Annotated in this window: 17 protein-coding genes and 1 pseudogene; 12 read left to right on the forward strand and 6 right to left on the reverse strand. The window is 61.0% G+C overall.

Annotated features, from left to right (window positions below; all coding sequences use genetic code 11):
* Positions 1-20: 20 nt before the first annotated feature.
* Positions 21-899 carry a class II glutamine amidotransferase gene (locus ACNPM8_RS16140; protein ID WP_388022124.1) on the forward strand — a complete coding sequence of 293 codons (879 nt, stop codon included), beginning with the start codon at positions 21-23 and terminating at the stop codon, positions 897-899.
* A 27-nt stretch (positions 900-926) separates the two neighbouring features.
* On the forward strand, positions 927-1,487 hold the full coding sequence (locus ACNPM8_RS16145) for a dihydrofolate reductase family protein (RefSeq protein WP_448940202.1): 561 nt from the start codon (positions 927-929) through the stop codon (positions 1,485-1,487).
* A 73-nt stretch (positions 1,488-1,560) separates the two neighbouring features.
* Here the strand turns inward: ACNPM8_RS16145 and ACNPM8_RS16150 are convergent, their stop codons facing one another.
* Complete coding sequence (locus tag ACNPM8_RS16150) at positions 1,561-2,328, reverse strand: GNAT family N-acetyltransferase (RefSeq protein ID WP_388022120.1); 768 nt, start codon at positions 2,326-2,328, stop codon at positions 1,561-1,563.
* A complete protein-coding gene (locus tag ACNPM8_RS16155; protein WP_448940203.1) occupies positions 2,328-4,340 on the reverse strand; it encodes a M3 family metallopeptidase in 2,013 nt (670 codons plus the stop codon). Before ACNPM8_RS16155 ends, ACNPM8_RS16150 begins: the two co-directional genes overlap by 1 nt.
* 76 nt (positions 4,341-4,416) lie before the next feature.
* Between ACNPM8_RS16155 and ACNPM8_RS16160 the strand changes: the two genes are divergently transcribed.
* On the forward strand, positions 4,417-5,634 hold the full coding sequence (locus ACNPM8_RS16160) for a CapA family protein (RefSeq protein ID WP_332727545.1): 1,218 nt from the start codon (positions 4,417-4,419) through the stop codon (positions 5,632-5,634).
* Position 5,635: 1 nt separating this feature from the next.
* On the opposite strand, the gene ACNPM8_RS16165 is transcribed toward ACNPM8_RS16160, so the two are convergent.
* Positions 5,636-6,331 carry a DUF6226 family protein gene (locus tag ACNPM8_RS16165; protein ID WP_448940204.1) on the reverse strand — a complete coding sequence of 232 codons (696 nt, stop codon included), beginning with the start codon at positions 6,329-6,331 and terminating at the stop codon, positions 5,636-5,638.
* Positions 6,315-7,355: pseudogene (locus ACNPM8_RS16170) on the reverse strand (aldo/keto reductase). The gene ACNPM8_RS16165 and the pseudogene ACNPM8_RS16170 overlap by 17 nt, the downstream one beginning before the upstream one ends.
* Here ACNPM8_RS16170 and pdxT point away from each other — a divergent pair.
* The 9 genes from pdxT (at position 7,308) to ACNPM8_RS16215 (ending at position 16,936) form a co-directional block, all read left to right on the forward strand.
* A complete protein-coding gene (pdxT, locus tag ACNPM8_RS16175; RefSeq protein WP_105661372.1) occupies positions 7,308-7,919 on the forward strand; it encodes a pyridoxal 5'-phosphate synthase glutaminase subunit PdxT in 612 nt (203 codons plus the stop codon). The pseudogene ACNPM8_RS16170 and the gene pdxT sit on opposite strands and share 48 nt — an antisense overlap.
* Before the next feature lie 3 nt (positions 7,920-7,922).
* On the forward strand, positions 7,923-8,681 hold the full coding sequence (locus ACNPM8_RS16180; RefSeq protein WP_105658275.1) for a YebC/PmpR family DNA-binding transcriptional regulator: 759 nt from the start codon (positions 7,923-7,925) through the stop codon (positions 8,679-8,681).
* A gap of 3 nt (positions 8,682-8,684) precedes the next feature.
* Complete coding sequence (gene ruvC, locus ACNPM8_RS16185) at positions 8,685-9,284, forward strand: crossover junction endodeoxyribonuclease RuvC (RefSeq protein ID WP_105658276.1); 600 nt, start codon at positions 8,685-8,687, stop codon at positions 9,282-9,284.
* Positions 9,285-9,392: 108 nt separating this feature from the next.
* Positions 9,393-10,010 (forward strand): Holliday junction branch migration protein RuvA, encoded by a 618-nt coding sequence (ruvA, locus tag ACNPM8_RS16190; protein WP_105661371.1) that lies wholly within the window; start codon positions 9,393-9,395, stop codon positions 10,008-10,010.
* A gap of 26 nt (positions 10,011-10,036) precedes the next feature.
* Positions 10,037-11,086, forward strand: a complete 1,050-nt coding sequence (gene ruvB, locus ACNPM8_RS16195) for a Holliday junction branch migration DNA helicase RuvB (protein WP_105661370.1) — start codon at positions 10,037-10,039, stop codon at positions 11,084-11,086.
* A gap of 187 nt (positions 11,087-11,273) precedes the next feature.
* The gene (gene yajC, locus ACNPM8_RS16200) at positions 11,274-11,684 is read left to right on the forward strand and encodes a preprotein translocase subunit YajC (protein ID WP_448940205.1); all 411 of its coding nucleotides are present in this window, start codon (positions 11,274-11,276) and stop codon (positions 11,682-11,684) included.
* A 60-nt stretch (positions 11,685-11,744) separates the two neighbouring features.
* On the forward strand, positions 11,745-13,469 hold the full coding sequence (gene secD, locus ACNPM8_RS16205) for a protein translocase subunit SecD (RefSeq protein ID WP_332486111.1): 1,725 nt from the start codon (positions 11,745-11,747) through the stop codon (positions 13,467-13,469).
* Complete coding sequence (gene secF, locus ACNPM8_RS16210; protein ID WP_105658281.1) at positions 13,462-14,430, forward strand: protein translocase subunit SecF; 969 nt, start codon at positions 13,462-13,464, stop codon at positions 14,428-14,430. The genes secD and secF overlap by 8 nt, the downstream gene beginning before the upstream one ends.
* 238 nt (positions 14,431-14,668) lie before the next feature.
* On the forward strand, positions 14,669-16,936 hold the full coding sequence (locus ACNPM8_RS16215; RefSeq protein WP_105658282.1) for a RelA/SpoT family protein: 2,268 nt from the start codon (positions 14,669-14,671) through the stop codon (positions 16,934-16,936).
* 27 nt (positions 16,937-16,963) lie between these two features.
* Here the strand turns inward: ACNPM8_RS16215 and ACNPM8_RS16220 are convergent, their stop codons facing one another.
* Together ACNPM8_RS16220 and ACNPM8_RS16225 are read right to left on the reverse strand one after the other, a co-directional pair.
* Entirely contained in the window at positions 16,964-17,587 is a 624-nt protein-coding gene (locus ACNPM8_RS16220; RefSeq protein WP_146112900.1) for a hypothetical protein, read from the reverse strand.
* A 60-nt stretch (positions 17,588-17,647) separates the two neighbouring features.
* Positions 17,648-19,006: a DUF349 domain-containing protein gene (locus ACNPM8_RS16225; RefSeq protein ID WP_133833327.1), complete on the reverse strand. Its 1,359-nt coding sequence runs from the start codon at positions 19,004-19,006 to the stop codon at positions 17,648-17,650.
* Between the last annotated feature and the right edge of the window lie 81 nt (positions 19,007-19,087).

Raw genomic sequence — 19,087 nt, forward strand, 5'->3', positions numbered from 1 at the left:
CGACCACAAGAAGCTGACATGTGCCGCTGGCTTCCTATCGGGGTTCCCCGATCGCCATCGCCGATATTCTCGTGCGTCCCACGCATTCGCTGATCGACCAGAGGCTGCATGCCCGCCAGCTCTACCTTCCCCTGGATGAGCTCGACTCCGGCTTCGCGGACCATGCCTTCCCGACCAACGGCGACGGGCTCGGCATGGCCTGGGCAGGGTACTCGGGAATGCTCGGACAGTACCGGCAGATCGGACCGGCCTCGGACAGCCAGAATCTGCGGCACCTGGCGGCGCAGATCGCCTTAGAATGCATCCTGGCCCATGTGTGCGCGGCGCCGGGCGGGACCATCACCGAGCAGAACTGCCAACCTTTCGTCGATAAGGGCTGGATTTTCCAGCACAACGGGTCAATTCCGGACTTCGACAGGCTCAAGCGCGAACCGACCTTCGACGTGGACCCGGTGCGCTATCCGGGAATACTGGGCAACGCCGATACCGAAGTGTGCTTCTATTCGGCATTGAGCTACGGGCTTGCCGATGATCCGATAGCTGGCCTGTCGCGCATGGTAGCCCGGGTGGAGCAGGCGCGCGCTGAGCATGCGATAGCAGAACCCTTCCGCGCGACCATCTGCGCCTCGGATGGCCATCAGCTGGTCGTGTTGCCCTGGGTTAGTCCGGACGCCGAAGACTCAATCGCGCCCTCGCTCTACCACGCCGACGGGCCGACCATGCTGCTTACCGAAGACGGGCAGGAAGACCGATTGCCGGAAAACGCCCAACTAGTGGTGTCCGAGCCATTGGAACTGCACTGGAGCCGCAATACCTGGCATGAAGTTCCTCCGGGAACCATCGGGGTCATGCGTACCGGAAGAGACCCGGTATTCGCACCCGTGGACCTTGGTATGTAGGTGCATTCCTGTGGCAAACTAAATGCCATGAGCCAGATTATTTTCGACGCGGCAGTAACCCTCAACGGCTATCTGGCAGATGAGAACCACAGCCTGCAGTGGCTCTTTGACGTGCCCGGGGCCCACGAACCCGACCCGGACCTGCTGCCCAAGAACGTCGGCGTTCATATCGAAGGCGCGAATACCTATAAGTGGCTGATCGAGAATGAGCAGTTCATCGAGAACCCGCAGAAGTGGCAGGAATACTATCAGGGGATCACCACCTACGTCTTTACCTCGCGGGACTTGCCGATTCCTGATGGTGCAGACGTGCGCCTGGTTAATGGCCCGGTCAATGAGTTCTTGCCCGAAATCCGCGAGACCGCGGGGGAGAAGAACATCTGGGTGCTCGGCGGAGGGGAGCTTCTTGGGCAATTCCTGGACATCGATGCGCTCGATTCCTTGGCATTGACCATTGCTCCAGCAGCGCTGCCAGCGGGTGCCGCCTTGCTGCCGCGAAGAATTGGCAGCGAGCGATTGGAACTGGCTGAAGCAAGGCAGGCCGGGCCGTTCGCTCGACTTGTCTATAGAGTTCTTCCGAACCGGTGAGCAAGCCTTAATGAACTCAACCGGCCACGGGAAATCCCGGGGCCGGTTGGGGTCCTGCCGTATTAGATGATCCCTACTGCTTCCAGGAGCGCAAGATCATGTGGCGTCCACGACCAAGGAGCTTGAGCCCATTGGCGCTGAAGAAGTCGGCGCTCGACGGCGTGGCGGCAGCGAGCAGCTCCTGCGGTACCTCATCGTCTGGCGGCGACAGCGGATTGATCATTGATCGCGACAGGCCATGGAGCAAGGCAGTGCCAACGCCATGGCGGCGATGTTCCTTGCCTACGGCCAAGGAATGCACCATGAGCTGGCCGTTCAGGCCCTGCTGGGCAAAGCCCCGGCCCACGATCTCTCCCTCGTCGGTACGAGCCAAGGCATGCTCGACGCGGCGCAATGCCGGATGCCCGCTGGAGAGCTGGGTGCTGGTCTCGCGCCAAAGGTTCGTCACATTCAGCTCGGCCGCATCAGCTCCCGTGGCCTCAGGCACGTTATTGCCCAAGCGGATCTTGCCGGTCCAACGATCCATTGGAATGGCCAATGGGCCGGCATGCCAGGAAACCTGGGCATTATCGGAGAAGCCGGTCGCCCTCAGCTCATCCGCGTGGGCGCCTGAGTTAACCCAAGCTTCCACACGCCGGGCGCCGAGCCGATGGCCTTCGGCTAGCGCCGGACGCAGGCCCGCCTGTTCTGGCTGTTCGGGGAACAGCAGGATCAGCCGCTTGCGTACTGGCTGCCATGCCCATGAGCATCCGTGGGTGGTAAAGATCTTGCCGCCGGTGGCGACTGCAAGTGCCTGATGCCAGTGGCTTAGTGCTTCCTGTGCGGAGGCAATAGTGGTCATTATTCTGCGTTCACCAATCCTCGACGGCGCAACAACGGTTCAACCAATGCGGTGCGGCCGCGGAATAATTCGTAGGACTCAAGGGGATCGCGCGTATTTCCGCGCGAAAGCAGTTCCTCACGGAACCGATTACCATTTTCGCGCATTAAGCCCCCATTTTCCTCGAACCACTGCACAGTGTCGGCATCGAGCACCTCACTCCAGATGTAGGAGTAGTAGCCAGCGGAGTATCCATTGGCGAAAATGTGCTGGAAATAACCGGTGCGGTAGCGAGGCGGAATCATTGCGGAGTCGAAGCCGGCGCCCTGAAGCACGTCCTGTTCGAACTGCAGCGGATCCTCGATAACAGTCCCGGCGCTGATGGTGTGCCAGGCCCAATCAAGGACACTGGCGGCAAGGTACTCAGTGGTTGCAAAACCCTGGCCCCATAGCGAAGCCGCGCGGATCTTCTCGATCAGCGCATCGTCCGATACTTCGCCGCTCTGGTGGTGGATAGCATAACCGGATACGACATCCTCGTGGAGCATCCACATCTCGTTGACCTGCGATGGGAACTCCACGAAATCGCGGGGGACCGAGGTGCCAGAAAGCGAAGCGTACTTTCCGCTGGAGAACATCCCGTGCAGCGCATGGCCGAACTCGTGAAACAGCGTATTTGCCTCATCCATGGACAGCAGAACCGGATCACCCGGCGCAGACGGGGTGATGTTCAAGGTGTTGGTGACGATTGGCCGCTCGTCCAGGAACGAAGCGGCATCGCGCAGGCTGGTCATCCATGCACCGCCCTTCTTGGTATTCCTGGTCAGGTAGTCGCCGGTGTAGAGCGCCAGCGGCTTGCCATCGGCGTCGAAAACTTCGAAGACGCGAACATCCTGGTGGTAGGTGGGAAGGTCGAACCGCTCGCTGAAGGTAATGCCAAACAGCTTGGTAGCGGTCGCGAAGACCCCATCGACCAGGACCCGGTCTAATTCGAAGTAGTTGCGCAGTGCCTCGGAATCCACCGAGTACTCCTCACGCAAGACCTGGTTGGAGAAGTATTTCCAATCCCACGCGTTGATTTCGGCACCGGCGATCTTGCCCAGCACCTGGGCTTCCTGGCGGGCATTTGCGGTGGCGGCCTTGGTTAGCTCGGCCAGCCGTTCTTCCACCGCAGCGGTGGAAGGTGCAGTGGCCTGGTCGAGCACGGTTTCTGCATGGTTGGCGAATCCGAGCAGAGCGGCGCGTTCAGCGCGAAGCTGTGCCATTTCGGCGGCCACATGGATGGTCGCGTTTTCCTCGGTGCCACGGCTGATCGAGGCATTGAACACCTTGCGGCGGGACTGGCTTGACGCGAGCGACTCCAGGACCGGTTGCTGGGTAGGCGAAACCAGCGTCAGCAAGTATCCCGATGCGTGGCCTGCTTGCTTGGCGGCTTGCGCAGCGGACTCGATCGCTTGGCTGGAAAGACCTGCGAGTTCCTCAGCATCGTCGAAGTGCACAGCGTGGGCATTCTGATTTTCCAGGACGAGGTCAGCGAACTGCGTGGAAAGCTCAGCGAGTTTGGCGTTCAGTGCCTTCAACTGGTCCTTTTCGGCGTCGCCCAAGCCTGCGCCGGCCAACTGGAAATTCTTCAGTGTTTGCTCGGCTAGACGGGCATCTTCACCCTGGAGACCCTCATAATTCAAAGCTTGTAGACGCAAGTACAAGGTTTGGTTTAGGTAAATCTCATCTTCTTGCCTAGTCCAGATCGAAGAAATCTCCGACTGAATCGCCCGCAGATCTTCGGTGCCGTGGGCGGAAATCACCGAGAAATACGTCATGAGCGCACGGCGCAGGGTCTGCCCGCTGGCTTCCAGCGCCAAGAAAGTGTTCTCAAAAGTGGGAGCCTGGGCATCGTCGATGATGCGCTGCAGCTCCTCACGCTGTTCGGCTGCGCCGAGCCGGACTGCCTCCAGGTAATGCTCAGCGGTGAGCTGGTCGAAGGCTGGCCATTGGTAGGGCCTGGTACTGGGAGTCAGAAGCGGGTTTTGCATAGGCCTAGGTTTTCATGGAAAACGTGATTTAGCTTGCATTTACACCCCAGATGCCCAGCTGAGCTAGGCTCGATGCATGCCCCAACGTGCACTGCCTGCATTTCTTCCGCTGAGCTCAACGCTGCTGGCCGCATTGCTGATTGGCGGTTGCTCTGCAGTCCCAAGCGATCACGCAGAACCAGCAACCCCGCAGCCTTCCGTCCAGGCCAGCGTTCCTGCCTCGCCGGAACCGGCTCCGAGTTCAGCCATAGCGGATGCCTCGGCCGCACCTTCGGCACCCGAAGAGCTATCGCTGATGGTTACCGGCGATGTACTGCTGCATCCGCAGCTATTGGATGAAGCGAAGCAAGCGGCTGGAGCGGAAACGGGCAACGGCGGCGACTACGATTTCAGCCCCTTGCTTGCGGGCCTGGCACCCTATGTCCAGGACGCAGATGTGGCGCTATGCAATCTGGAAACACCGATTGGTGTCCCTCCGTATTCGGGGTATCCGCGGTTCACGGTCCCAGATCGAATCCTGGCCGACCTCGGCGCTATTGGCTACGACGGATGCACCACTGCCACCAATCACACGGTAGATGCCGGGACGGCCGGAGTAGAGCGAACGCTGGACGCTCTGGAAGCGAATGGGCTTTTCGCGACCGGCTCCTACCGCAGTGAAAAAGAATCCGAGAAGCCATCGATCCTGGACATGGAAGGCGTGAAGCTCGGTGTAGTAACCAGCACCTATTCGCTCAATGGCTTGCCGGAAGAAGCTGACTGGCAAGTCGATACCGGGGTGGATGCGCAGCAACTGATCGCCAGGGGCAAGGCAACGCGCAAGGCGGGAGCGGACATCGTCGTGGCTGCCGTGCACGATGGGGCTGAATACAGCACCGAACCGACAGCGTCCCAGAAAAGGCTCGGTCGAGCCTTGGCAGAGTCCGGTGTCTTCGATTTCATCTACATGCACCACACCCACTCGGTATTGCCCATTGAGAAGCACGACGGAACCTGGATCGTCTACGGTTTGGGCAATTCCGTGGCAAAACACGCCACACCAACCATTCTCAACCGCGAAGGCATCAGCGTAAAGGCAACGTTTACCCAGGGAGCGCCCGGCGAATGGGATGTCAGCGAATTGCGGTGGGTACCGCACCAGCTCTCAAATGAACCTGTGGCCTGGTGCCAAGTCTTCGATGCTGCTGGATGCATACGGGAAGATGAAGCAAAAGCCTCCTTGAAGCGCAGCGAGGCCACAGTGAATGCCTATGGCGCATTCGACGACGGACTTCGAGAGTGGACGCTGGACTGACCTAGCGCAATGGCCAAGGTGCCCACACGCGGCTTGAGGGAAGAATTGCGCGTGCTCTGGCTAGCCGTGCCGGCGATATGTCTTCGAGGCCGCGGTACTGCTCGCCGAATCCTGTCCGGTCAACGTCGAAACAGTGCACGAGGCGGTCCATGCCTCGATCCAGGAACTCGCCGAATCCTCCGGACGCGGCGGCACTCACCTGGATCTCGAGTTCCTCAAGGATTTCTGGGACAACTTCGTCGCATCCATCGCAGCCGCACGGCGGAAATGTCGCGCGGTACAACGCGCCGAGCTCCAGGTGCACCGCGGGAAACGTGGTGAAGACCATGCCCAGTGGCGCGCAGCGCGAATCCATCGGAAATACGCGAACAGAGCGCACCACATGGCCCGGTTGAATCCGCATTTGCCTGGCCAGCCCGGGATCTTCGAAGCAACGCACCTCGAACTGCTCGCGCAGGCAATCCAGCAACGCCTGGGCTACCTGCGGCACCGGGGCAAAGCGTTGCACATGAGAGGTCAGCGAATAGCTCTCCGCTGGAGGCTGCTCATCCCAGCGCTGGCCATAGGGGATCAGCGCACCGTGCTCGTCGAAGTAATCCGCCACTTCGATATCTGGGCGCTGGTAGCCGTGAAGCATGTTTGGGTTCTCCGTTTCTGCCGCATGCAGGTATTGCGGGAATTCAGTGCCCGAACTCATCCGAATCGGTGAAGGGGCCAGCACCGGTATCCATGGCATTGATGGCGGCCATTTCCGCCTGGGTGAGCTGGAAGTCGAAAATGTCCAGGTTCTCGCTCTGCCGCCGCTGGTCTGCCGATTTCGGTGCCGCTGCCCGCCCGGACTGGACATGCCAGCGCAAGGTCACCTGCGCGCTGCTCTTCCCATGTGCTTGGGCGATCCGGACCAGGGCAGGATGTGAAAGGAGTCCAGATTTCTTGCGTCCCAGCGGGGAATAGGATTCGGTCCGAACGCCATGCTCGGTGTTGAAACCTTGCCAATCGACGCTTTGCCGTTCAGGATCAACCTGGATCTGGTTCAGCGCCGGCACGAGCCCCGAATCCAGGACGTTCTGCAGCTGGTAGGGCTTGAAGTTCGAGACTCCCGCAGCCCGGATCTTGCCCTCGTCTACTAGTTTGCCCAGCTCAGTGAAGGCTTCGACATAGGTGTTCTGCGGGGGGTTGGGCCAGTGGATCAAGAACAGATCCACATACTCAAGACCCAAGCGGTCCAGGGAGTTCTCCAACGCCTGGCGCACGCCTTGGGTCGAATGCTATTGCTTGTTGAATTTGGTGGTTACGAAAATTTCATCGCGATGAAGCCGGCTCTGTGCCAGGGCCTTGCCCACGGCGTCCTCATTCTCGTAGTTCTCCGCTGTATCAATGCGGCGGTAGCCCACGTCGAGGGCGGACAGCACCGCTGCGGCCGCCTCGTATCCACGCATGGGCCACGTGCCCAAACCGATCGAGGGCATGCTCACGCCACCGGCAAGTTCGAGGGAAGAAATATCAGCAATCATGTCCTTGAACCTACCAAGTTCCACCACTTGCCGGGAGGCGGCGTCGAAGAATCCGCGACACACCGGGAAACAAAACAGGCGCACGGCGTCTCTGGGTTTAACGTTATTTCGGCGCATTTTTCGTGCTGCCAACCACTGAACACCATGAAGGTTAGAACCATGCCGAAAATAGGCGTCCTCGCTCTGCAAGGGGATTTCCGCGAACATCTGGCCTCTTTGGAACGGCTCGGGCAGCGCACGCACATGGTGCGCACCGTCGTCGATTTGGAGCAGGTTGACGCGCTGGTGATTCCCGGCGGCGAGTCCTCGGTGATTGACCGGCTGTCCCGCAACTACGGGCTAGCTGGTCCCATCAAGGAGCGCATCGCAGCAGGCATGCCAGCCTACGGCTCCTGCGCCGGAATGATCATGCTGGCCGATCGCATCGAGAACCCTGCAATCTCGCGAGATGGCGCGGTACAGCAAAGCTTCGGCGGCATCGACATGACGGTCAAGCGCAACGCGTTCGGGCGCCAGATCGACTCATTCGAGCACCAGCTGGACTTCAACGGGCAAAATCTCGAAGCGGTGTTCATCCGCGCACCGGAAGCCGTGCAAATTGGCCCGGACGTGCAAGTGATCAGCACCGTTCAAGCGGGGACGGATCACGAACAGGGTAGAATTGTTGCAGTACGCCAGGGAAAATTGTTGGCAACCAGCTTTCACCCGGAAGTCACCGGCAGCACCGCTATCCACCAATTTTTCATCAATCTCACGCGAGGAGACGCTTAAAGCATGTCAGGCCACTCCAAATGGGCAACTACCAAGCACAAGAAGGCCGCGATCGACGCCAAGCGCGCCAAGGCCTTCGCAAAATTCATCAAGGGCATTGAAGTTGCCGCCCGTGCCGGCGGCGCCGACATGGCCGGCAACCCGGCACTGGAACTTGCTGTCAGCAAGGCCAAGAAGAACTCCGTGCCGATCAACAACATCGACCGCGCCGTCAAGCGCGGCGCAGGCCTGACCGGCGAGGTCGTCGACTACACCGAGATCATCTATGAAGCACGCGGCCCGCAGGGCTCGGCCCTGCTGATCGAGTGCCTGACCGACAACAAGAACCGTGCAGCCTCCGAGGTGCGCGTGGGCATCACCCGCAACGGCGGCACCATCGCCGACCCGGGTTCGGTCGCCTACCTGTTCAACCGCCAGGGCGTTGTCCGCCTGCCCAAGGGCGAGCTGACCGAAGACGACCTGCTGATGGTCGTGCTGGACGCCGGTGCCGACGAGATCATGGACGAGGACGAGAACTTCGCCATCGTCTGCGACCCTTCGGACCTGCGCGCTGTGGCCGCTGCGCTGGATGAAGCGGACATCGCCTACGAGTCCGACGAAATGGAATTCATTCCATCGATGAAGGTCGACCTGGACGTTGAAGGAGCTCGCAAGTTCCTCAAGCTCTACGACGCGCTGGAAGAACTGGATGATGTCCAGGGCATCTACACCAACGCTGATCTGTCCGACGAGGTTCGCGCCGCGCTGGACGAAGAGCAGTAAGGCTTGGCCTTACGTGTTGTTGGCGTCGATCCCGGCCTGACCCGTTGCGGTCTTGCCGTGGTCGACGTCGCCGCAAACAGGCAAGTTTCGCTGGTCGACGTCACCGTCGCCGGCACCCCTCCGGGCACTCCGCTCGATGCCCGGCTCTTGAAGATCGCCAACGCCATCGACGAATGGCTGGATCTGCATCAGCCCGATGTGCTCGCCTTGGAACGCGTGTTCGCATCGGCGAACGTCTCCACGGTCATCGGCACCGCGCAGGTCACCGGCGTTGTCATCACCGCGGCAGCGCGACGCGGAATACCCGTGGCCCTGCACACGCCGACCGAGGTCAAGGCGGCGGTTACCGGTTCGGGACAGGCCACCAAGGCGGCGATCGGCAAGATGGTTGCCAAGATCTGCCGGCTCGATGAACCGCCTAAGCCTGCCGACGCCGCTGATGCGGTGGCCTTGGCGATTACCCACGGCTGGCGCGGTGCGGCCACCGGCTCGAATGCCTCGGCCTCCGCGGCTAATGCCGGTGGTTCGTCGCAGCTGACCGGTGCGCAGCAGGCGTGGATTGCCGCCGAGGCGTCGGCCAAGCGCCGTGCAGTGCGCCGCTAGCCGGCCAGCACGGCAGCGGCCCCGACCCACCGGGGAACGCGGCGGATCGATATTCGTAGGTATCTTCGATAAACTGGGTTCGATCGAACATATATCCCAAGGAGTGGCATGATCAGCTCATTGACCGGCACCGTGCAGGCGGTAGCCCTGAATACCGCGGTAATTGACGTTAACGGCTTCGGGATGCTGGTCAATGCCACCCCCGGGACGCTGTCCACCCTGCAGGCAGGACGCGAGGCAACGGTATTCACCTCCATGGTGGTCCGCGAGGATTCGATGACCCTCTTCGGCTTCGCTACCGCTGAGGAACGCGATGTCTTCGAGGTCCTGGTTTCCGTATCGGGCATCGGGCCGCGCACAGGCTTGGCCATCTTGGCGGTGCACTCTCCGGAGGAAGTCCGCATCGCGGCGAACACCAAGGACACCGCCGCTTTCACCAAGGTATCGGGCATTGGCCCCAAGGGCGCGAGCCGCATCGTGCTGGAACTGAACGGCAAGCTGATCCCGACTGGCGCGCCAGTGGCTCCGGTTTCCGGCGGCGGCAACGCGAGCGTCTGGGAACCGCAGGTGATCGAGGCGCTGACCGGCCTGGGCTGGAGCGAAAAGGATGCAACCAGCACCCTGAAATCGCTGTCCAAGGCTGATCCAGATGTCGTTGCCACCGGCAACGTCGCAGAAATCTTGCGTGCTGCACTGCGCAGCATGTCCAGCGGAACCCGCGCCTAAGCGGTCTGCGAGAGGATCAACTGATCATGAATGACTCCACCGGGCTCACGAATGCCGGCAGCGAACCCGAGGAACGGGTAATCGAAGCGGCCCTGCGCCCGCGGAACCTCGACGACTTCGTGGGCCAGTCCCGAGTGCGCCAGCAGCTCTCGCTGGTGCTTGAAGCAGCGAAAATCCGCGAACGCACCGCGGACCACGTTCTGCTCTCTGGCCCGCCGGGCCTGGGCAAGACCACCTTGTCGATGATTATCGCCGCCGAGATGAACGCGCCATTGCGCATTTCCTCCGGCCCAGCGATCCAGCATGCCGGTGACTTGGCCGCGATCCTCTCGTCGCTGACCGAAGGCGAGGTGCTGTTCCTCGATGAAATCCACCGCATGTCCCGGCCGGCCGAGGAAATGCTCTACATGGCCATGGAAGACTTCCGCGTAGATATCATCGTCGGAAAGGGCGCCGGCGCCACGGCCATTCCACTGGAGCTTCCGCCCTTCACTCTCGTTGGCGCAACCACGCGCGCCGGACTATTGCCCGGCCCGTTGCGTGACCGCTTCGGCTTCACTGGCCATCTGGAGTTCTACGCGGTCAAGGAGCTTGAACTGGTTTTGCGCCGTTCGGCCATGATGCTTGATCTGAGCGTCACTTCGGCCGCGTTCACCGAGATCGCCGGACGCTCCCGCGGTACGCCCCGTATCGCCAACCGCCTGCTGCGCCGCGTGCGTGACTGGGCGCTGGTGCATAAGCTCGAAGAGATCGATGCCCAAGCGGCCGAGGCCGCCTTGGACATGTACGAGGTCGATGCACGTGGCCTTGATCGCCTGGACCGGGGTGTGCTCGAAGCCTTGTGCACCAAATTCGGCGGGGGACCGGTGGGGCTATCGACCCTGGCCATCGCCGTGGGTGAAGAAACCGAAACCGTCGAAACTGTCGCAGAGCCATACCTGGTGCGTGAAGGGCTGATGGGCCGGACCCCGCGCGGTCGTATTGCCATGCCCGGAGCCTGGGCGCATTTGGGCTTGGCGATGCCAAAGGATGCCATCTTCGCCAGTGCGCAAAGCTATGAAAACGATGAGGATTAGGCAAGCATTACTTCACTGCCCGCGTAAATGGTCTGCCGGTTCACCGTGACGCATTAGACTAAAGACGCCCGACCTATGCCCGTTTCGGGGCGAGGTGGGGCGTCTTTGCTGTATTACGCCAGAAATAGCCGCAACAGCATCCCAGAACTTCAGATCAAATCGCAACAATTCGTTAGCAGGTAAATACGTGAATCCCCTCGTAATCGCTCAGGCCGCTGGTGGCGGCTTCAACCCTTCGCTGATCCTGATGGTCGCGCTGTTCGCAGTGCTGATCTTCATGATGTTCCGTGGCCGCAAGAAGCAGTCCGCCCAGCAGGAGAAGCTGAAGAACAACACCGTGCCAGGCGCCAAGGTGATGACCAACTCGGGTATCTTCGGCACCGTCGTCGGCGTTGACGCAGAGGATCGCGTCCAGGTCGAGGTCGCGCCGGGCGTAGTGCTGAACCTGCACCGCCAGGCCATTGCCACCTTCCTGGACAAGGATGCAGCAACCCCGGCCGGGGCCGACGGCGCTGCAGAATCCACCAGCACCACCGAAACCCCGGAAGAGTCCCTGCGTCGCCTGAACGATGAGGGCAAGGACGAGCGCAACGCCTAAGTCCCGGGCAGCATAGCGGTGGCCTGAAGGCTAAGCCACCCAAACCAGAAAGCACAATAGATGTCATCAATCAGACCTGTTAAGCAGGCGCGCAAGGCGTTGCTATGGTTGCTGATCGTCTTCATCATCGCAACCGGCGTGTTGGTAGCCGGTGCAGCGAACGGTAAAACCGGATGGGGACCGAAGCTCGCCCTCGACCTCGAAGGCGGTACCGAGATGATCCTGGCCCCTCGGGTCCAGGGCGACGAAGCAATCAACCAAGAACAACTGGACCAAGCGGTTGAGATCATCCGCCAGCGTGTGGACGGTTCCGGTGTTACCGAATCGGAAATCACCACCCAGTCCGGTCGCAACGTTGTGGTCTCGATGCCCGGCACCCCGGACCAGACCACTCGCGATTTGATCCAGGCCTCGGCCAACATGGAGTTCCGCCCGGTGCTGATCACCGGCAGCTACGCAGCCACCCCTGAGGAAGATCGCACTCCCAAGGAAGACCTGCCAAAGCCTGAGGGCAAGCCAGAGAACCCATCGGACACCAACTGGATCACCGCAGAGCTCTTCCAGGAGTTTGAAGGCTACGACTGCGAAACCGAGCTCAAGGACCGCGGAGGCGACGCTGCGGACCCGGCCAAGCCAATGATCTCCTGCGATACCGACATGGGCGTCAAGTACATCCTTGGCCCACAGGAAATCTCCGGCGACAAGATCAAGGACGCATATGCGCAGCTCGCTCGCGGCGTCAATGGTTCGGTCACCGGCGAATGGGTCGTCGTCATCGAATTCGATGCCGAAGGCACCAAGATCTTCGCCGATACCACGCAGCGTCTGATTGCCCTGCAGGGTTCGCAGAACCAGTTCTCCATCGTGCTTGATGGCGAAACCATTTCGGCGCCAACCACCAATGCGGTGATCTCCGATGGCCGTCCGCAGATTTCCGGTGGCTTCACCCAGGAAACCTCGCAGGCGCTGGCCGAGCAGCTGAAGTACGGCGCACTGCCAATCAGCTTCGACATCCAGTCAGAGCGCCAGGTTTCTGCAACGCTGGGTGCTGACCAACTGACCGCGGGCCTCATTGCCGGTGTTATCGGCCTGGTCCTGGTATTCATCTACTCGCTGTTCCAGTACCGCGCCCTGGGCTTGGTGACCATCGCTTCGCTGCTCGTCGCCGGTGTGCTGACCTACCTCTGCCTGGTCCTGCTTGGCTGGGGCATGAACTACCGCCTGTCGCTGGCGGGCGTGGCTGGCTTGATCGTGGCGATCGGCCTGATCGCGGACTCGTTCATCGTGTACTTCGAGCGTGTTCGAGATGAGCTGCGCGAAGGCCGGCCATTGGCAAGCGCCGTGGATATCGGCTGGAAGCGTGCCAAGCGCACCATTCTGGCTTCCAAGGCCGTGAACGTGTTGGCTGCAGTAGTGCTCTACATCGTTGCCGTGGGCAACGTGCGAGGCTTCGCCTTCACCTTGGGCCTGACCGCAATCGTTGACCTCGTGGTCGTGTACGGACTGACCCATCCAACCTTGGTCCTGCTGGCACGCACCAAGTTCTTCGCCAACGGCCACCCGCTCTCGGGCATGGATCCATCGTTGCTTGGCGTCAAGCCGCTGTACCAAGGTGCAGGCAAGGTTCGCCGCTTCGATGAAAACGTTGTGGCAAACCGCGGCAAGAAGAATGCGAAGGCCTCGGCTGAGGCCGCCAAGCGCATGACGATTGCCGAGCGTCGCCGTGCACAGGCCGAACAGCCAGCCAGCACGCAGGCCAAGGCCCAGGAGGAGAACAATGAATAAGCTAGTCACTTGGGGCAACGAGCTCTACACCGGCAAGCGTTCCTACCCGTTCACCTCCAAGTACCGGTTGTGGTTCCTGATCGCCGGTATTCTGGTGATGCTGTCGATCCTGCTTCCAGTGGTCAAGGGCGGCTTCAACCTGGGCATCGACTTCCGCGGTGGTTCTGAATTCACCGTTTCGGATGTGCAGAACACTGATATCTCGATTGGTGAAAAAACTGTTAGCTCGGTGGCTTCGGGTTCCGAGGCAACGGTCACCAACATTGCTCCGGGCACCATGCGCGTGCAGACTGAGCGTTTGAGCGATGACCAGACCTTGGCCATCGCCGGCCAGCTCGCGGAGAACTACGGCGTCTCCAGCGATGAAGTTACCAGTAACTTCATCGGCCCAACCTGGGGTGAAGACGTTTCGCGCCAGGCACTGGTTGGCTTGGTAGTCTTCGTGGTCCTGGTGGGCTTGCTGATGGCTGCCTACTTCCGAACCTGGAAGATGTCGCTGGCAGCGATCGTCGGACTGATTACCGTGGTGATCGTGACTGCGGGCATCTACTCGCTGTCCGGTTTCGAAATCACGCCCAGCGCGATCATCGGCTTCCTGACCATTCTGAGCTACTCGCTGTATGACACCGTGGTGGTTTTCGACAAGGTCCGCGAAAACACCAAGGACTACACCCAGCAGTCCAAGCGCACCTTCGAGCAGCTGGTGAACCTCGCTGTGAACCAGACCCTGGTTCGCTCGATCAACACCTCGGTCGTTGCCGTGCTTCCAGTGGCCGCGATCCTATTCATCGGTTCCTACCTGCTGGGTGCCGGTACGCTCAAGGACCTGTCCTTGGCGCTGTTCGTCGGTATCATCGTCTCGGCCCTGTCGACCTTGTTCGTGCAGGCGCCAATGTTCCATTGGCTCCGCCACAAGGACGACGACGTGGTAGCGCACGATAAGAAGATGGCTGCTGCCTAAACCGATCCGAAGATCTGAATTTGGTGCTCCCAGCATTTGCTGGGGGCACCAATTCGCTTAAGCGGGAAGATGCGTAATTAGTTGTCACCGCCCGAACGTGCTATAACGTTTGAACTAAAGAAGGTGTTTTTTCAGTGCACGGCTACCAGTGATCTGGTGGCCCGGAACTACCGTTGGATTCCGTCGGGCTTCACGCAGGCTCGGTAAAGAATCCAACGGCAACGGGAAGGAGCGGGGCATGGCGAATACGCCTAACCTGAACAATTCGAAACGACGCTCTATCTCTCGTTTGGTGCGCTTTGCTGGCCGGGGGAGCACCCCGAGCACATCGCCGACCCTTGAACCGCTATTGCGCACGGTCAAGTCCAAGCATCCGAAGGCGGATTTGGACCTGCTGGTCCACGCCTACGAGGTCGCCGAAAAGTACCATGAAGGCCAGAAGCGCAAGAGCGGCGACCCGTACATAACGCACCCGGTCGCCGTCGCCACGATCCTGGCGGAGATGGGGATGACCGGCTCGATTCTTGCCGCCGCCTTGCTGCACGACACCGTTGAAGACACCGATTACTCCCTGGAGTCGGTTAAGAAGGAATTCTCCGAGGAAATCGCCATGCTGGTCGATGGCGTGACCAAGCTGGACAAGGTCACCTATGGCGATGCGGCCCCGGCAGAGACCGTGCGCAAAATGGTCGTGGCCATGTCCCGCGACATCCGCGTGCTGCTGATCAAGCTGGCCGACCGCCTGCACAATGCCCGTACCTGGCGCTACGTATCCCCGGAATCTTCCTCGCGCAAGGCGAAGGAAACCCTGGAGATCTTCGCACCGCTGGCACACCGTCTGGGCATGAACACCGTCAAGTGGGAGCTGGAGGACCTGTCCTTCGCTGCCTTGCACCCGAAGGTCTACCAGGAGATCGTCCGCATGGTGGGCGATCGCACTCCGGAACGTGAAAAGTACCTCTCCTCGATCCGCCAGACCCTTTCGGGCGATCTCGGCGATGTCGCCATCCATGCCTCGGTGTCCGGCCGGCCCAAGCACTACTACTCGATCTACCAGAAGATGATCGTGCGCGGCAAGGACTTCGACGATATCCATGACCTCATGGGCGTGCGCATCCTGGTGGATACCGTCAAGGACTGCTACGGCGCCCTGGGCGTCGTGCATGCGGAGTGGAATCCACTGCCTAACCGCTTCAAGGACTACATTGCGATCCCGAAGCTGAACCTCTACCAGTCGCTGCACACCACGGTGATGGGTCCTGAAGGCAAGCCGGTAGAGATCCAGATCCGCACCCACGATATGCACGTACGCGCCGAATACGGTGTAGCAGCGCACTTCCAGTACAAGCATGGGCAGACCGATAACTCCATGCTTTCGCCGGAACAGAATATGGATTGGCTGCGTTCCTTGATGGAGTGGCAGGCGGATACCGCCGACTCCGAGGAGTTCCTGGACGGCCTTCGCTACACGATCAGCTCCGCTGAAGTCTATGTGTTCACCCCCAAGGGCGACATCATGTCCTTGCCGGTTGGTGCCACACCGGTGGATTTCGCCTACTCGATCCACACCGACGTCGGCCACCGCACCATCGGCTCCCGCGTCAATGGCAAGCTCGTCCCACTGCATACCGAGCTCAAGCAGGGCGATGTGGTGGAGGTCTTCACCTCGAAGGCCGAAGGCGCTGGCCCATCCCAGGATTGGCAGAACTTTGTCCGCTCGCCTCGTGCCAAGGCAAAGATCCGCGGTTACTTCTCCAAGGAACGCCGCGAGGAGGCCATCGAAAAGGGCAAGGAGCTGCTGACCAAGGAACTGCGTCGCAACCAGCTGCCATTGCAGAAATTGATGACTCACGACCTGCTCACGGCGGTAGCCAACGAACTGCACCACACGGACATTTCGGCCCTGTACCAGTCCGTGGGCGACGGCCATACCAGTGCACAGAACGTCATTGAGCATTTAACGGCCCTGATTGGCCCTCCAGAAGCCGAACAGGTCGATGAGGAAGCGGTAGTCCGCCCAATGGCTCCCAGCCCGGCTACGGGCAACGACGCCGGCGTGATCGTCGAGGGCCTGGGGGATGTGCTGGTGAAGCTGGCGCGTTGCTGCACCCCGGTGCCGCCAGATGAAATCCAGGGTTTCGTAACCCGTGGCGCCGGAGTCTCGGTGCACCGCACCGACTGCCTGAATCTGACGCAGCTCGCCGAGCAGCCGGATCGACTGGTCAATGTCACGTGGGCCACCAAGCACCATGGCGTGTTCCTGGTGGAGATCCAGGTCGAAGCATTGGACCGCAAGTCGCTGCTCTCCGACGTCACCCGGATACTCTCCGAAAGCCACTTGAACATCCTTTCGGCCAGTGTGCAGACAAGCAAGGACCGTGTGGCAATCTCCCGTTTCTCCTTCGAAATGGGCGATCCCAAGTTCCTGAGCCACGTGCTGAACCAAGTACGCCGCATCGATGGCGTCTACGATGTCTACCGCACCACCGCAGGGTCCCGCCGCTAATAGCGCGGTGCACCCCGCGGCGGCAGCCTAGGCCGCTTGCGCCGTATCGGAGAAGGACTGGACCAGGCGCAGGGCCCGGGAGCGCTCGGGTGAGGGAACCTCAGATGCCAGGGCTTGTTTGATGGCGTCCAAAGTCAGGTAGGGATCTGCCAGCGCCGCGACTGTGCCCAGTACGCGGCTGGCAATGGGCAATGGATCGTATTTCGCGCAGTCGCAGGCGCTGCGCAATGCGGTGGTCACCCTGATGCGGCTGCGGAACACCATGTCCGTATCCGGCACCTGCATTTGGGCGAATTCCGCCCTCAGCCCGTGCCCGGGGTAGAACGGCCGATGGTAGCTCTTGGTGTAGATGCACAATGTGGACACTGACGGCAAGAGCCCATGGATCCAGGCTGCAGTTTGGCGAGCTAGCACCGCATCGCGGGCCAGCTCGCGGCCACAGGCGAAACCTGCAATCCGTGCCCGCACCGACGCGTTGACTCGGATGCTGCTGGGCAAAAAATAATCACCGAGGACCTCGATCAGCAGGCCGTTGTGGGCCATGGCGTGCAGCTCGTTGCGGGTGAACATCTCACCAGCGATCCACAGGTCCCCGGGAATGCGCAACGCGGCGGCGCGAGGTCCGGTAGCTGGGGAATTTCTCGTTTCCATAGAGCTACTGAACCAGTTCGCGCCGCCGCGTTGGCGGTGTGCAAGCGATCTGTGGATTACTTACTGGAAGTCGGCAGCCGACTTCTCCAAGGTGCTCAGCCACATGCGGCGTGCATCCAGGGCTTCCTGGGCTGTCGCGATCTGCTTGGCGTTGCCCTTGGCCTGTGCTGCTGCCAGATCATCTTCCAAGGCGGAGATGGTGTCCTGCAGCTGCGAGAGCATCGAGTTGGAGCGGGCCTTGGTCTCCGGGTTGGAACGGCGCCACTGTTCGTCCTCGGCACCCTTGACCGCGTCCTCGACCTGGCGCAGGGCCGATTCAATGCGCTGCAGGTCGTTGCGCGGCACCTTGCCGGCAGCTTCCCAACGGGTGCGGATCGAATCCAGCTTGTTCTTGGCAACAGCCAGATCCTTGATGGGAAGCAGCGCGCGCGCTTCTTCCAGCAGGGCTTCCTTCACCACGAGGTTCTGGGAGTACTCTTCATCGATCTTGGCGTTGGCCGCGGCGCGGGCCTGGAAGAAGACATCCTGGGCGGCGCGGAAGCGGCTCCAGAGCTGGTCGTCGTCCTTGCGCGAGGCACGGCGCGACTTCTTCCACTCGTCCATGAGCTTGCGGTACTCGGCGGCGGTAGCGGTCCAGTCGGTGGACCCCTGCAGCACCTCGGCGCGAGCGATCAGCTCTTCCTTCACTTCCTTGGCGGCCGCGTTGGTCGAATCCAGCTGCGAGAAGTAGGCCCGGCGATGGCGGTCGAAGGTGGTGCGGGCGGAGCGGAATCGCTTCCACAGCGCATCTTCGGTGGACCGTGGCAGGCGCACCGAGGAACGCTGCGAACCCTTCCAGGCGTCGAACAGCTCGTTCATCGCCGCCGAAGCGGTCTTCCACTGGATCTGCTCCGGGCGCTTGCCGGCCAGCTCTTCAGCCTGTTCGACGATGGCTTCGCGGGCAGCGAGCTGTTCCGCGCGAGCTTCGTCGTTGGCCTTGCGCTGTTCGCTGGTCAATGCCTCGACGGCTACGCGGGCATTCTCGAGGCGCGTTTCCAGCGCCGGGATGTCGCCGACCATATGGCGTTCGGCAACGGTGGCCGAGAGCGCCTGCACAGCCTTGCTGAGCTCGCCGGCCGGGGCCTTGGCAACGACGCGCTGCTCCAGGAGCATCAGCTGCGAGAGCGCGTCGTCGTATTTGCGCACGAAGTAGCCCAGGGCTTCGTCCTGGGTTGCGTCGGGGTATTGGCCCACTGGGAATTCGGCGCCGTCAATGATCACGAAGACGTGGCCGTCCTCGGTCACACGGGCGAACTTTGCCGCTTCGTCGAGGGGAGTGGTATGTGCGACGCTTGGCGCTACAACCGGCTTTGCGGCAGGCTTCTGGGCCTGTGGCAATGGGGTCTTCTGGCTGTCGTCGGATTGCTGACTGGTGGTCACCGCTGAAACTCTTTCACTTTACGAGCACTTGCTTTAGCCAACTCTACCTGTGACCTCCGCTTCTTAGTAAGCCGACGTGCA

Source organism: Glutamicibacter sp. AGC46, from assembly GCF_053543715.1.